Origin of the sequence: Lactonifactor longoviformis (genome assembly GCF_042848515.1) — a bacterium.
In the GTDB taxonomy this organism is placed as follows: domain Bacteria; phylum Bacillota; class Clostridia; order Lachnospirales; family Lachnospiraceae; genus Lactonifactor; species Lactonifactor longoviformis.
Window position 1 is genome coordinate 1,634,503 of record NZ_AP031453.1, and the last position, 14,546, is coordinate 1,649,048.

Here is a 14,546-nt window from a genome sequence, read left to right on the forward strand (position 1 = left end):
TCTAAAAGGAGAGCAACAGTGAAAAAAATATCACCTATACAGATTATAGTACTGCAGCTGGCGGTTATCATTTATACGTTTGAGACTGTAGCTGCGAAGTTTGCCTCGGGCTATCCCTTTTTGTCCTGGGGGTTTATCCTGTGTTATGGGATTCAGATCGGCGTTCTGGGAATATATGCTGTCGTCTGGCAGCAGGTGATTAAGCGTGTGGAACTGTCTGTGGCCTATGCCAACCGGGCGTTTGCAATATTCTGGTCGATGCTGTGGGCGGTTTTATTTTTTAAGGAAACCGTAACTCTTCGCAATTTATTGGGCGTTGGGATTATATTTGCAGGGATAATGGTGGTGAATACAGATGACGGTGAATAATTATTATTTATTTCTGGTGGCAGCGGTGGTAGTGGCCGCCTTTTCTCAGGTTCTGCTGAAGAAAAGCGCCGGGAGGGTCTACCCTTCTATTATACGAGAATATCTGAATATCCATGTAATTGCCGGATATGCACTGATGATTCTGTCTACTTTACTTACCATTATTGCGTACAAAAAAGTAGACTTTAAGAATGGCCCTGTGGTTGAGTCTCTGGGATTTATCTTTGTAATGGTACTCAGCTGGGTGTTCTTTCAGGAGAAGATCACAAAGAGAAAACTATTGGGGAATTTTTTGATTTTAGCGGGGATTGTAGTCTTTTACTCCTGAGATTACGCATGGATTCTTGCAAAAACCCCGGGATAATGCTAAAATACTGTATCAAGTACACAAATGTCTGCTCCTGGCAGGCCATATATAAGGAAAAACATTATGAGTGAAAATAGGAATAAGCCTTCCGGAGGAATAGAGTGGAGCAGAGTATTGAAAAAGCTCTCTCCTTACACTATCCAAAAGGGGCTGAGATATCTGAAGCATTATGGAGTAAAGGAATTCTGGGTTCGGCTCAACGAACGGTTTGAACCTGAGGAAATACCTTACGGGCCCTGGTACGAACAGTACATACCAGGAAAAGAGGAACTGGACCGGCAAAAGAGAAGGCGTTGGAAAAAGAAATATAAAATTAGTGTGGTGGTGCCGGCGTACTGTACGCCGGAGCTTTTTCTGCGCCAGATGCTGGATTCTCTGTTGAATCAGACCTATGATAACTGGGAGCTGTGCATAGCTAACGGCAGCCCTGAGGATAAAGGTATGGAAGAGATTCTGGAGGAGTATGCAGATAAAGATTCCAGGATTCGTTTTCAGAATCTGGAAAAGAACCTGGGAATTGCAGAAAATACCAATGCGGCTTTTGCTATGGCTTCTGGTGATTTTGTGGGATTGCTGGATCACGATGACCTTCTGGCGCCCAATGCACTATATGAGATTGCCGCCGCACTGGAGCAGGATGAGATGACAGATGCTGTCTACACAGACGAGGATAAAGTCACTACAGAATTGGACGAGCATTTTCAGCCTCACTTTAAACCTGATTTTAATCTTGACCTGCTGCGTTCCAATAATTATATCTGCCATTTTTTTGTGGTAAGAAAAAAACTAGTGGAACAGGCAGGGGGCTTCCGCAGAGAGTTTGACGGGGCTCAGGACTATGACTTTATATTCCGCTGTGTGGAGAAGGCACGGAAAGTGGCACATATACCGGAGATACTCTATCACTGGAGAACACACAAAGCATCAACGGCAGATAATCCTGCCAGCAAAATGTATGCCTTTGAAGCAGGAAAAAGGGCAATTGAAGCCCATCTGGACCGGATGGGGGTGAAGGGAAGGGTAAGTCATACCAAGGACCTGGGGTTTTACCGGGTAGAGTATCCGGTTGACGGAGAGCCTTTGGTGTCTGTGATTATCCCCAATAAGGATGAGAAAGAATCATTAAAAAAATGTCTTGATTCTGTAATGGAATTAACATCTTACTCCAATTACGAGATCTTGATTATAGAGAACAACAGTACTTCTGCAGAGATTTTCCATTATTATGAGGAACTGAAAACGAATGAAAAAATCCGTGTCATTGCCTGGGAGGGTGAATTTAATTATTCTGCCATTAATAATTATGCGGTTTCCTATGCAAGGGGGGAATATCTGCTGTTTTTGAATAATGATATAACAGTGATTAATCCCCGATGGATGGAAGAATTGCTGGGGCACTGCCAGAGAAAGGAAGTTGGTGCTGTTGGGGCAAAGCTGTATTATCCGGATGACACCATTCAGCATGCGGGCTGTGTCATTGGGATGGGAGGCATTGCCGGTCATATGTTTGTGAACATGCAAAGAAGCAGAACCGGCTATCTCCACAAAGCCTCCATCCAGCAGGATATGAGTGCAGTGACGGCAGCCTGTATGATGATGAAAAGACGCGTGTTTGCTCAGGTGGGAGGCTTTTCCGAAGAACTGAAGGTTGCTTTTAATGACATAGATCTCTGCCTGAAGGTAAGACAGGCGGGATATTTGATTGTTTACAATCCATATGCAGAATTGTATCATTATGAATCCAAAAGCAGAGGGGTTGAAGACAACAAAGAGAAAGTACGAAGATTTCAAAGAGAAATAGAATATATCCGCTGTCATTGGGAAGAGATATTAAAAGAGGGAGATCCCTGCTACAATAAAAATCTATCTCTGACGAAATGGAATTATTCTTTGAAGCCAATAGAACGCCTGACGCATCAGGCGAGATAGAAGAGGTAGCGTTATGAAGGAAGTATCCGTCGTGATACCTAACTTTAATGGAATTGCATATATGAGAGACTGTCTGGAGGCATTGAAGGCTCAGAGTTTTACGAACTTTGAGATAATCGTTGTTGACAATGGTTCTTCTGATGGGAGCCGTGAGCTTGTCCTGCAGGAATATCCGGAGGTAAAGCTGATTGCACTTTCTGAGAATTTTGGATTCTGCAGGGCTGTAAATGAGGGGATCTTTGCATCTAGTGCCCCATATGTGCTTCTGCTGAACAACGATACAAAGGCGGAAAAGGACTTTGTAAGGAATTTGCTGAACAGCATCCGTAAAAGCCCCAAAAGATTCTCCTGTCAGGGTAAGATGGTACAGATGCATGATCCCTCAAAGATGGATGATGCGGGGAATTACTACTGTGCTCTGGGATGGGCATTTGCCAGGGGAAAAGGGAAGCTTCAGGAATTGTATCAGCGTGAGGAAAAGATATTTGCCGCCTGCGGCGGAGCTTCTATTTACCGGAAAAGTATTATGAAAGAAATCGGTTATTTTGATGAGGAACACTTTGCGTATCTCGAGGATATAGATATCGGGTATCGGGCCAGAATCTTTGGATATGAGAATGTATTTACTCCGGATGCTGTAGTGCATCATGTGGGAAGCGGAACCAGCGGATCCAGGTATAATTTGTTTAAGGTACGCTATTCCTCCAGAAATAATATCTACCTGATTTATAAGAACATGCCCCTTCTTCAGATACTCTGGAATCTTCCCCTGCTTCTGGCCGGATTTCTGGTAAAAGAGATATTTTTTGCAGAGAAAGGTTTTGCAAGGGAGTATGCAGCCGGGATTGTCAATGGTTTCAGGATCAGCGCAAAGGGAAAAAAAGTGAAATTTTCCGGAAAGCATGTGTTAAACTATCTGAGGATCCAGTGGGAACTGTATCTTAATATGGTTAGAAGATTGATGCGCTGACAGGATAGGAAGAAAGGAACGTGACGATATGCTGGAATATATGAATAAAAACAGAAAAGTATTTGCAGGAGCATTTCTTTTCTCGCTGGTTTGCTTTGGCTTTATGCTGACACACCACACTATAACCATTGATGAAGAGACCTGGATTCTGGCAGACGGGTCTTCTCTTCTCTGGCTTCTTCAGGGCAGGTTCAGCACCCAGATATTCAACTGGCTGTTTACCCAGAACGGTAATTACGCACCGTTTTTGTGGGATTTTTTGTCGGTTGCTCTCTGGAATCTTTCGGGCATTATTTACGCGTACAGTCTTCTGGGAAAGAACTCAGGAGATAAGAAATTGCCCCTTTTCTTTTTCTGCTCGTACTATTCTTCCCTGCCCTTTGTGGTAGGAGAAATTCTTTCGTTTTCCATGTTTAATCTGCAGGTTTGTGTGGCCATGGTTTTTACCGCACTTGCTTTCTGGCGGTCCGTTTGCCTGTTAAAAGGCAGCGGGAGGAAGGAAATTCCCGTCATTTTGCTTCTCTTGGTCTTTGCGTTTGGGGTTTATCAGGCGCTTATCTGTGTGTACGTCACAGCCGTCGTGGGCTACTGCCTTCTGAATTTTATGGATGGGAAGGAGAGACTGGGCCGGGAGACGGCGGTATGTGCCTCTCTGTGCATTGGGAGCATTATCATCTATTATCTGATTACTATGGGCGTAGTCTTTCTGACCGGTACTGCAGATTATCTGGAGGAAAATTATGTGGGATGGCTGGATGAGGGCGGCCCTCTGAAGGCATTGTTTATGGCATTTGCTAATATAGTGCGTGTTTCCTTCGGCATTCCTGTGGGAGAAGTAAAGATATACGGAGGAGTGGTTCTCTGTGCGGTGACAGCAGCCTTCGTTCTGTTTTCCGTCTGGAGGTTCTTTGCAGCAAAAGGGGGAAGAAGAAAAGCAGGAGTGCTTTTTTTTACTGCAGCTCTTACGGCAGCTCCATTCATCCTGTATCTGGTACTGGGAACCTACAAAACCCACGGAAGACACCTTCTTGCACTTCCTTTGGCAGGGGGGATAGAAATCTGGCTGATTCTATCTGCCGTAAAACGCAGCGCAGCCAGAAAGGCAGCTGTTGTTATTCTTTCCTATCTGCTGTTTTTAAATGCTCGAAACATGAACCTTCTGTTTTACTATGGCAGCATCGGATATGAACATGATCAGACCGTTGCCAACCAGCTGATGTACGATATCAAAAAGGCCGGCATGGATTATCATAAGAAGCCGGTGGTTTTTGTGGGAATGGAAGATTATGATGCTGTTCCAATAGAAACATCCGATACGATCGGAGGTTCTGTCTTTGCATGGGATGACGGCAACATTGCCAGAATGGCTGATTTTTTGGCTACCGAGGGATACCGGGTTCTGAAACCTACGCCAGAACAGATTAAGAATTCCCTGGACCAGATGGAGGGAATGAGGGAATGGCCTATGGAGAATAGTATCCGTGAGACTGACGAGACAATTATTGTTTATTTTTCTCAGCCCACCGGGAAGTGGTTTTTGACGAACAATGTTGAATAAGGAAAGACTTAAGAAAATATTTAGTTGCCCTTTGAATAGTTTTATTGTATAGTATTAATGATTAAGATGAAATAGAAGGTGGTAACCATTGATTAAAGACAATCAAAAGCATTTTAACCGCTTACATGTAGTGATTGATGCTTTTGTAATTGCTGTGTCTTACTGGCTGGCATGGTTTATCAAGTTTGAAAGTCCCTTTTTTCAGAATTCGGTAAAGACATTATCGTTTGAACGTTACATGGCAGCTTTGGTTGTCATCGTTCCGGGATATTTGATTTTATATTATGCATTTAATCTGTACACCCCCAAGCGGGTGCAGGGAAGGCGGCTGGAAGTCAGCAATATCGTTAAGGCGAATACCATTGGTTTGTTTCTGCTGATTGTTGGTCTTTACCTGATGCGGGAAATCAATTTTTCCCGTACTATGCTCTTTATTTTTTACGGTATCAATATAGTGGCTGAGACAATCGTGCGCAATGCTATACGGTTTATTCTCCGTGACATGCGCCGGCGGGGGCTGAATCAAAAGCATATTCTGCTGGTAGGGTACAGCAGAGCGGCAGAAGAGTATATTGACCGTATCATTCAGAATCCTCAGTGGGGATATAAGATTCGGGGCATTCTGGATGACAGTGTAGAGGCCGGCACCGAATACAAAGGGATTAAAGTGATTGGGAGAATTGAGAATCTCCTGGTGATTCTTCCGGCGAACCGTTTGGATGAGATTGCGATTACCCTGGGACTGAGTGAATACTTCCGGCTGGAGGAGATTGTTTCTCTCTGCGAAAAGTCCGGTGTTCATACAAAGTTTATCCCAGATTATAATAATATTATTCCTACAAAACCATATACGGAAGATATTTTAGGACTTCCTGTAATTAATATTCGCTATGTTCCATTATCAAATACCTTCAATGCTATGGTGAAGCGTCTGATGGACATTGCAGGTTCCATTGTTGCAATTGTATTATTTTCACCTGTAATGCTCTTTACGGTGATAATGATAAAAATCACCTCTCCGGGTCCTTTGATTTTTAAGCAGGAGAGGGTTGGCCTTCACAACAGAAACTTCTGGATGTATAAATTCCGCTCTATGGATGTGCAGCCGGAGGCAGAAGAAAAAAAGGCCTGGACAGTTAAGGATGACCCAAGAGTTACAAACTTCGGCAAGCTGATGCGAAAAACAAGCATTGATGAGCTGCCGCAGCTGTTTAATATTTTAAAAGGGGATATGAGCCTTGTTGGGCCCAGACCGGAACGTCCGTTTTTTGTAGAGAAGTTCAGGGAAGAAATCCCAAGATATATGATTAAACATCAGGTGCGGCCCGGGCTTACCGGATGGGCACAGGTGAATGGATACAGAGGGAACACATCCATTCGCAAAAGAATTGAATATGATTTATATTACATTGAGAATTGGACCATTGGTCTTGACATCAAAATTTTGTTTTTAACCATATTCAAAGGATTTGTAAACAAAAACGCTTATTAGGTTAAGGGGATTGAAAATGGCTAAGAAAAAACTGAATAAGGCCAGCAAGGCCTACAAAAGACGAAAGAGAAGAAGAATATTATTTGGTATTGAGCTGCTGATTCTGCTGGTGCTGATCAGTGCGCTGTTTGTGTATGCCAAATTAAATCAGCAGCTGGACAAAATTGACACTAAGACCCTTGATATGGAAAAGGTAGAGATCAATGAGGAGGTTGTGCAGAATGAGAAGCTTACTGGTTATATGAATATTGCGCTGTTCGGACTTGACTCCCGTGACGGGAACCTGGAAAAGGGGAACAGTGATACGATGATTATCGCCAGTATTAATAATGACACCAAAGAAGTACGGCTTATCTCTCTTTACCGGGATACGTATCTCAATGTGGGAGACGATACTTATACAAAATGTAATGCTGCCTATGCTTACGGAGGTCCGGAGCAGGCGATTTCCATGATGAACACGAATCTGGATTTGGATATCACCCAATATGTATCTGTAAATTTTGACTCCTTAATTGAAGTCATTGATATGCTGGGTGGAATTGAAATTGAAGTTGACGATCAAGAGTATGTCCATCTGAATAATTACTGTGTGGAGCTGAAGGAAATTACCGGAAAAGATTATGAGAAGCTTCCGGGGCCGGGGACTTATAATATGACAGGAATCCAGGCAACTGCTTATGCAAGAATCCGTTATACATCCGGCAATGATTTTACCAGGACAGAGCGCCAGAGAGAGGTTATCTCTAAGATTGTGGACAAAGCCAAAACAGCAGGGGTACCTACCCTTATGAAAATTATGGATAAGGTGTTCCCCATGATTTCTACTAACCTGCAGAAAAATGAGATTATTGACATGGGTATGTCTATGCTGTCCTATCAGATTACAGAGACAGCAGGTTTCCCATTTGAACACACGGAGAAAAAGGTAAAGAAACAAGATTGTGTAATACCGGATAATCTGGAGACCAATGTAGTACAGCTGCATCAGTTCCTGTTTGCAGATGAGGCGTATGCACCGTCTGACACCATTCATAAGAGAAGCAAGTATACGGTTGAACTGACCGGGATCGGTAAGGACAAATCCGTTGGCAGCAGCGGTGATGAGAGCAGTGAAGAATAGAAAATGAGCAGTTATAACAGTGACCCGGGTGTTTACCCGGGTCACTGTTATAACGTCAGGAAGGAGAAGAGAAGGATGGAAGAGAGGAAGAAAAGCAGAAAAACAGTGGATGTAGTGATTCCTGTTTACAAAGCCGGGGATGAATTTGTAAAGCTGCTTCATGCGCTGGCGAAACAAAGCTATCCCATAGAAAAAATTGTAATCATGAATACTGGAAAGGAGTATTGGGAGGAATCCTGGGAGAGGGAAGCTCCCAATATTGAAGTGCATCATATTGAAAAGTCCGAATTTGATCATGGAGGTACCAGGGATGAAGCGGTGGGGTATTGCTGTCAGGAAGATATCGTCCTTTTTATGACCCAGGATGCGATACCGGCAGATACACATTTGGTAGAAAACCTGGCAGAAGCCTTTGAAAATGAAAAGGTAAAGGCCGCCTATGCACGCCAGCTGCCTAAAGGCGACTGCCGGACAATAGAGCGGTATACCCGTTCCTTTAATTATCCGAAAACCAGCCGTATTAAAAGCTTAGAGGATTTGCCTGAGTTGGGGATTAAAACATTTTTCTGCTCAAATGTATGCGCTGCCTATGACCGTCTGGCGTATGAGAAGCTGGGCGGGTTTCCCCTGCACACAATATTTAATGAAGATATGATATATGCGGGCCATCTGATTCATAAGGGGTATGCCATTGCGTATACGGCCAAGGCCAGAGTCTATCATTCCCACAACTATGGGAATATCCAGCAGCTGAGGAGAAACTTTGATCTTGCTGTTTCCCAGGTGACCCATCCGGAGGTGTTCGCAAATATAAAGTCGGAGAATGAGGGGATACGTCTTGTAAAGAAAACAGCTGCTTATCTGTGTGCCATACACAAGCCATGGCTGCTTCCTTATCTGTTTTTAAACAGTGGCTTTAAGTTCCTGGGATACCGTCTGGGGAAAGCCTACCGCAGACTGCCCAAATGGCTGATCCGCATATGTACCATGAATAAGGAATACTGGACATTTAAAATGTAATCTGGTATGATAAGCCTGTTATTGTAAAAGGACAAAAAACAAGTACGATTGTACAAACAGGCTGGAGGTAAAAGTATGTGTGGTATTGTAGGATATATTGGCGAACAGCAGGCTGCTCCCATTCTGCTGGATGGACTTTCAAAGTTGGAATACAGAGGATATGACTCCGCAGGGATTGCTGTCTACAATGGAACCGATATTGAGATGGTAAAGTCCATGGGCAGGTTAAAGGTTCTGGATGAACTGACACATGGAGGAAGTACACTTCCCGGTACGGCAGGGATCGGGCATACCCGGTGGGCGACCCACGGCTCGCCTTCGGATATTAATGCCCACCCCCACTTTAACAGAGATGGCAGCATTGTTGTAGTACACAACGGAATTATAGAAAATTATCTGAAGTTAAGAAAAAAGCTGGAAAATAAAGGCTATGAATTTGTGTCAGAGACCGATACAGAGGTAATTGCCCATCTGCTGGATTACTACTATAAAGGAGATCCCCTGGAAGCAATTGTCAAGATCATGCACCGGATGGAAGGGTCTTATGCACTGGGGATTATGTTTCAGGAGCATCCTAAGCAGGTATACGCGGTGCGAAAGGACAGTCCTCTCATTGTAGGCAAAAGCCAGGTGGGAAATTTTATTGCTTCTGATGTTCCTGCTGTATTAAAATATACAAGAAGTGTATATTTTATTGAGAACGAAGAAATTGTCCGCATGACGAATGACAGTGTGGAATTTTTTAATGTGGACGAAGAAGTTCTGGAAAAGACACCTACCACCATCGAATGGGATATAAGTGCCGCTGAGAAGGGCGGCTATGAGTTTTTTATGCTTAAGGAGATGTATGAGCAGCCGAAAGCAGTGACAGATACCTTAAGCCCTCGTCTGAAGGACGGTGATATTATCATTGAAGAATTGGGGATGACAGACGAAGAAATCCGGGCGATAAAGAAAATATATATCATAGCCTGCGGTTCCGCCTATCACACAGGAGTAACAGCCAAGTATGTGTTTGAAGGGCTGGCCAGAATTCCCGTAGAGGTCGATCTGGCATCAGAATTCCGGTATAGGAACCCTATCTTTGAACCGAATACGCTGGCTGTCATTGTGAGCCAGTCCGGGGAGACCGCGGATTCTCTGGCCGCTCTCAGAGAGGCAAAATCTCATGGGATTAAAGTGCTGGGCATTGTAAATGTGGTGGGAAGTTCTATAGCCAGGGAAGCGGATAATGTCATGTATACCTGGGCAGGACCAGAGATTGCGGTTGCCACTACAAAAGCATACAGCACACAGCTGATTGCACACTATCTGCTGGCAATGAAGTTTGCAAAGGTAAGAGGCGAGATTTCCGAAGACGTATTCCAGGAAATGATAGAAGATCTGAAGCGGCTTCCGGCACAGATTGAGCTTCTGCTGGCCAATAAGGAAAGAATACAGAGATTTGCCAACAGATATCTGGCTACAGAGCATGTGTTCTTTATCGGCAGGGGCATTGATTATGCTATCTCTATGGAGGGATCCTTAAAGCTAAAGGAGATTTCCTATATCCATTCGGAGGCGTACGCGGCAGGAGAATTAAAGCATGGCACCATCTCCCTGATTGAGGAGGGAACTCTGGTGAGTGCGGTTCTTACCCAGGAAGAGCTTTATAAGAAAACCTTAAGCAACGTGCAGGAAGTAAAAACCAGGGGGGCGTTTGTACTGGCTGTTACAAATGCCGGTAATATTGAGATTGAAAAAAGTGCAGACTATGTGATTTACCTTCCAAAAACAAACAAATATTTTGCTAACTCACTTGCAATTATACCTCTTCAGCTTTTTTCGTATTATGTATCTTTGGGCAAAGGCCTTGATGTGGATAAGCCAAGAAACCTGGCGAAATCGGTCACTGTAGAATAGAAAATATAGAAATTTCCCCTTTCATGATTTCTTCAACGTTCTATCACAAAATAGACACAAATGGTTGTTAGACTAAAGCCATAAGATAAAGAAAGATAAATAAAAACGTTGAAGATAGAAGGGAGCATGATTATTATGAATGAAGAGTGGAACAGAGATAATTCATTAAACAATTTACCGGAAGGCACAGATCATCCCGGGGAAGAGAATCAAAAGGAAGAGACTACCCGGAGTTCGGATTCCCAGATTAATTTTACTATGAGAGACAGCAGGCCGGAGGAAGAAGCAAGACAGACCTCAGCCTCAGAAAAGGAGGATGCCGGAGAACAAAAAAACCAGTATCACTCCTATCATATTTCAAATCCTGTCCCCCCTCAGGAGCCGCCCAAGAAAAGGAAAAGGGCCGCTTCCCCAGGAGGATGGGGAAAGAAATTTGCCGTATGTGTTAGCTTTGCCGTAGTATTTGGGCTTGTGGCTGGTGTGAGTTTTCAGGCAGTGAACGCGGTAGGCAACAGTCTGAACGGTACAAAAGAAAAGGAGCAGGTTAAGATTGGAACTACAGATCCGGTGGGAACCTCTGACAGTTCAGTGATTAATACCTCTTCGGCAGACACATCTGCGGCAGGATCTTCCGTAAAAGAAGTTGCTAAAAATGTAATGCCGTCCCTGGTAGCTATCACGAATATCAGTGTCCAGGAAGTTCCGAATTATTTCGGTTTTGGCAGCCAGCAGTATGAGGGTAAAAGCAGCGGCTCCGGAATCATTGTAGGGCAGAATGACTCAGAACTGTTGATAGCTACTAATAATCACGTAGTAGACGGAGCCACAACTCTGACCGTCTGCTTTACCGGGCAGGAGGATGCCGCTGCTGCAGAGTCCGACAGCCAGTCATCTTCCTCCAGTGAGCAGGATCCCAATGCAGTGGAGGCTCAGATAAAAGGTACAGACCCTGATAACGATTTGGCTGTAATTGCCGTGAAATTAGCAGATATCCCGGAAGACGTTAAGAGTCAGATTAAAATAGCTAAATTAGGAGACTCTGATGCCCTTGAGGTAGGTGACCAGGTAGTTGCTATTGGCAATGCACTCGGATATGGCCAGTCTGTAACATCCGGATATGTCAGCGCGCTGAACAGGGAAGTAAGCGTTGAAAATGTTACAAGCAGATTGATTCAGACAGACGCAGCTATCAATCCCGGCAACAGCGGTGGAGCGCTTCTGAACATGAAGGGTGAGGTTATCGGCATTAATTCCGTTAAATTTGCATCCAGTGAAGTAGAAGGCATGGGGTATGCAATTCCCATTACAACAGCGGAGCCCATCTTAAATGAACTGATGAATCAAGAGACAAAATATAAAGTGACAGATGAGAATAAGCAGTCTTATCTGGGAATCAGCTGCAAAAATGTAGATTCGCAGATTACAGAAATGTATAATATGCCTCAGGGTGCTTTCGTATCAGAAGTTACCCCCGGCGGACCTGCAGAGGCAGCGGGGATTAAAAAAGGTGACATTATTACAAAGATCGAAGGAACCAGTGTCTCTTCAGCAGATGCCCTCATTGAGCAGCTGGAATATTATGAGGCAGGCAAGACTGTGGATGTGACGGTTGCACGTGCGGAAAACGGAGAATACAAGGAGCAGACTCTTTCTGTAACCTTAGGCAATAAGAGTGATATGCCGTCCAATGTACAGCAGAAACAGTAATAAATGACTAAAGAATAGGATAAGGGAGCCGCAGGCCGACAAATGGCCTGCGGTTCCCTTATCCATTGTCCTCTGACTTTAGAAAAAGTTCACTTGTAGACCGTATTAGATTAGGATATAATGATGGAAGTAGAAATCGTAAAGGAGAATACTATATGTCAGAAGATAAAGAAATATTTGATGAGGCAGATAAAGAAGAAACCGCAGTCACTGTGGATGATCAAGATAAAGTAAAAAAAGATGACGACGAGTATGAAAAAATATGTTTTATGTGCCGCCGTCCTGAGAGTAAGGCGGGAAAGATGATAAGTCTTCCCAATAATATTAACATCTGTACCGAGTGTATGCAGAAAAGTTTTGATACAATGAGCAACAGCAATATTAATTACAACGATCTGATGAATAATATTCCTAATATGCCGAACATCAGTATGATTGACCTGTCGACCCTGCAGGATCAGATCCCCAAAAAGCAGAAGCTGAAAAAGAAAAAAGAAAAGCCAAAGGAAGAGGAGGCTGCAAAGACTCTCAGTATAAGAGATATACCAGCCCCCCATAAGATCAAGGCCAGCCTTGACGAATATGTGGTAGGCCAGGATTATGCGAAAAAGGTAATGTCAGTGGCTGTCTATAATCATTATAAAAGAGTATACGCCGATAAGGTGGATGATATCGAAATTGAAAAATCCAATATGCTGATGATTGGACCCACGGGAAGCGGTAAGACGTATCTTGTAAAGACTTTAGCCAGGCTGTTGGATGTGCCGCTGGCAATCACGGATGCTACCTCCCTGACGGAAGCCGGTTACATTGGAGATGATATTGAGAGTGTGGTATCCAAGCTCCTGGCGGCAGCGGATAATGATGTGGAAAAGGCAGAGCATGGAATTATATTTGTGGACGAGATTGATAAGCTTGCCAAGAAAAAGAATACGAACCAGAGGGACGTCAGCGGAGAATCGGTGCAGCAGGGAATGCTTAAGCTTCTGGAGGGAAGTGAAGTGGAGGTTCCGGTAGGTGCAAACAGCAAGAACGCGATGGTTCCCCTCACAACGGTGGATACAAAAAATATTCTGTTTATCTGCGGAGGTGCATTTCCGGAACTGGAGAATGTGATCAAAGAGCGGCTGAATAAGCAGTCTTCCATTGGATTTAACGCGGATCTGAAGGATAAATATGACCACGACGATACGGTTCTTCAGAAGGTTACTGTGGATGATTTAAAAACATTCGGCATGATTCCGGAATTTTTAGGAAGGCTCCCTGTGGTATTTACTCTGTCTGGTCTGACGAAGGAAATGTTAGTGCAGATATTAAAAGAACCTAAGAATGCGATCTTGAAGCAGTATAAAAGGCTTCTGGCTATGGATGAAGTGAAGCTGGAGTTCGAAGACGGTGCGCTGGAGGCCATAGCGGAGATGGCTTTGAAAAAGCACACAGGGGCCAGAGCTCTTCGGGCAATTTTGGAGGAATACATGCTGGACATTATGTATGAGATTCCAAAAGATGACAGTATCGGGGAAGTAATTATAACAAAGGAATATATAGAACATACCGGGGGACCGAGGATTCTTCTCCGCGGACAGGCGCCGGTCCCGCTGGAGGCGACGGAAGGATAGGCACAGAGCCGGAGGCAAGGCAGGTGGAGTATGGGATTTTTAATCATCGCAGCAGGAGTTTTCTGCTTAGACTTTTTTATAAAGCGTAAGGTGGAGGCGGATAAAATACTGAATGTTACAGAAGAACATTTGGGAGGAAGAGTCCTCATCCGACGGACAAACAATCCGGGGATAGCCTTTGGTTTGTTTAAAAAGGACAGGAAAAAGGTTACTTTTATACAGCTCACAGGACTTTTGCTGGCCGGTGCCGGTTATCTGTGGCTTCTTTTTCAAAAGGGATATACCCTGGCTAAGGTAGGTGCCAGCTTTATTTTGGGGGGTGGATTATCCAACTGGCATGACAGACAACGCCAGGGCTATGTGACAGACTATGTAAGTTTTAAGTGTCCGTGGAAAAAATTTGAAAACATTGTTTTCAACGTATCTGATCTCTTTATTTTTTTGGGATGCATTGTGACGGTGGTGTCTCAGACCGTCCATAAAAAGTAAA

Annotated in this window: 12 protein-coding genes; all 12 read left to right on the plus strand. The window is 43.9% G+C overall.

Annotation, left to right across the window (positions count from 1 at the left end; all coding sequences use genetic code 11):
- Window positions 1-18: 18 nt before the first annotated feature.
- The 12 genes from ACGHCT_RS07605 (at window position 19) to ACGHCT_RS07660 (ending at window position 14,545) form a co-directional block, all read left to right on the plus strand.
- Window positions 19-369 carry an EamA family transporter gene (locus ACGHCT_RS07605; RefSeq protein ID WP_390439288.1) on the plus strand — a complete coding sequence of 117 codons (351 nt, stop codon included), beginning with the start codon at window positions 19-21 and terminating at the stop codon, window positions 367-369.
- Complete coding sequence (locus ACGHCT_RS07610) at window positions 356-697, plus strand: EamA family transporter (RefSeq protein ID WP_390439290.1); 342 nt, start codon at window positions 356-358, stop codon at window positions 695-697. Before ACGHCT_RS07605 ends, ACGHCT_RS07610 begins: the two co-directional genes overlap by 14 nt.
- 102 nt (window positions 698-799) lie before the next feature.
- Window positions 800-2,665 (plus strand): glycosyltransferase family 2 protein, encoded by a 1,866-nt coding sequence (locus ACGHCT_RS07615; protein ID WP_390439291.1) that lies wholly within the window; start codon window positions 800-802, stop codon window positions 2,663-2,665.
- 13 nt (window positions 2,666-2,678) lie between these two features.
- Complete coding sequence (locus ACGHCT_RS07620) at window positions 2,679-3,635, plus strand: glycosyltransferase family 2 protein (protein WP_390439293.1); 957 nt, start codon at window positions 2,679-2,681, stop codon at window positions 3,633-3,635.
- A 28-nt stretch (window positions 3,636-3,663) separates the two neighbouring features.
- Window positions 3,664-5,193, plus strand: coding sequence for a glucosyltransferase domain-containing protein (locus ACGHCT_RS07625; RefSeq protein ID WP_390439295.1), 1,530 nt, complete (start codon window positions 3,664-3,666; stop codon window positions 5,191-5,193).
- Window positions 5,194-5,281: 88 nt separating this feature from the next.
- On the plus strand, window positions 5,282-6,685 hold the full coding sequence (locus ACGHCT_RS07630) for an undecaprenyl-phosphate glucose phosphotransferase (RefSeq protein WP_390439297.1): 1,404 nt from the start codon (window positions 5,282-5,284) through the stop codon (window positions 6,683-6,685).
- Between the two features lie 16 nt (window positions 6,686-6,701).
- Window positions 6,702-7,808, plus strand: a complete 1,107-nt coding sequence (locus ACGHCT_RS07635) for an LCP family protein (protein WP_390439299.1) — start codon at window positions 6,702-6,704, stop codon at window positions 7,806-7,808.
- Window positions 7,809-7,883: 75 nt separating this feature from the next.
- A complete protein-coding gene (locus ACGHCT_RS07640) occupies window positions 7,884-8,828 on the plus strand; it encodes a glycosyltransferase (protein WP_390439301.1) in 945 nt (314 codons plus the stop codon).
- Between the two features lie 75 nt (window positions 8,829-8,903).
- A complete protein-coding gene (gene glmS, locus ACGHCT_RS07645) occupies window positions 8,904-10,730 on the plus strand; it encodes a glutamine--fructose-6-phosphate transaminase (isomerizing) (RefSeq protein ID WP_390439303.1) in 1,827 nt (608 codons plus the stop codon).
- Window positions 10,731-10,865: 135 nt separating this feature from the next.
- A complete protein-coding gene (locus ACGHCT_RS07650; protein WP_390439305.1) occupies window positions 10,866-12,437 on the plus strand; it encodes a S1C family serine protease in 1,572 nt (523 codons plus the stop codon).
- A gap of 155 nt (window positions 12,438-12,592) precedes the next feature.
- A complete protein-coding gene (gene clpX / locus ACGHCT_RS07655) occupies window positions 12,593-14,056 on the plus strand; it encodes an ATP-dependent Clp protease ATP-binding subunit ClpX (RefSeq protein ID WP_390439307.1) in 1,464 nt (487 codons plus the stop codon).
- Between the two features lie 30 nt (window positions 14,057-14,086).
- Complete coding sequence (locus ACGHCT_RS07660; RefSeq protein WP_390439309.1) at window positions 14,087-14,545, plus strand: signal peptidase II; 459 nt, start codon at window positions 14,087-14,089, stop codon at window positions 14,543-14,545.
- The last annotated feature ends 1 nt before the right edge of the window (window position 14,546 follow it).

Excerpts from the sequence above, each read along its gene's own strand:
- ACGHCT_RS07620 (WP_390439293.1), top strand. The coding sequence starts at position 2,679 with ATGAAGGAAGTATCCGTCGTGATACCTAACTTTAATGGAATTGCATAT.
- clpX (WP_390439307.1), top strand. The coding sequence starts at position 12,593 with ATGTCAGAAGATAAAGAAATATTTGATGAGGCAGATAAAGAAGAAACC.
- ACGHCT_RS07660 (WP_390439309.1), top strand. The coding sequence starts at position 14,087 with ATGGGATTTTTAATCATCGCAGCAGGAGTTTTCTGCTTAGACTTTTTT.
- glmS (WP_390439303.1), top strand. The coding sequence starts at position 8,904 with ATGTGTGGTATTGTAGGATATATTGGCGAACAGCAGGCTGCTCCCATT.
- ACGHCT_RS07635 (WP_390439299.1), top strand. The coding sequence starts at position 6,702 with ATGGCTAAGAAAAAACTGAATAAGGCCAGCAAGGCCTACAAAAGACGA.
- ACGHCT_RS07650 (WP_390439305.1), top strand. The coding sequence starts at position 10,866 with ATGAATGAAGAGTGGAACAGAGATAATTCATTAAACAATTTACCGGAA.
- ACGHCT_RS07615 (WP_390439291.1), top strand. The coding sequence starts at position 800 with ATGAGTGAAAATAGGAATAAGCCTTCCGGAGGAATAGAGTGGAGCAGA.
- ACGHCT_RS07640 (WP_390439301.1), top strand. The coding sequence starts at position 7,884 with ATGGAAGAGAGGAAGAAAAGCAGAAAAACAGTGGATGTAGTGATTCCT.
- ACGHCT_RS07625 (WP_390439295.1), top strand. The coding sequence starts at position 3,664 with ATGCTGGAATATATGAATAAAAACAGAAAAGTATTTGCAGGAGCATTT.
- ACGHCT_RS07610 (WP_390439290.1), top strand. The coding sequence starts at position 356 with ATGACGGTGAATAATTATTATTTATTTCTGGTGGCAGCGGTGGTAGTG.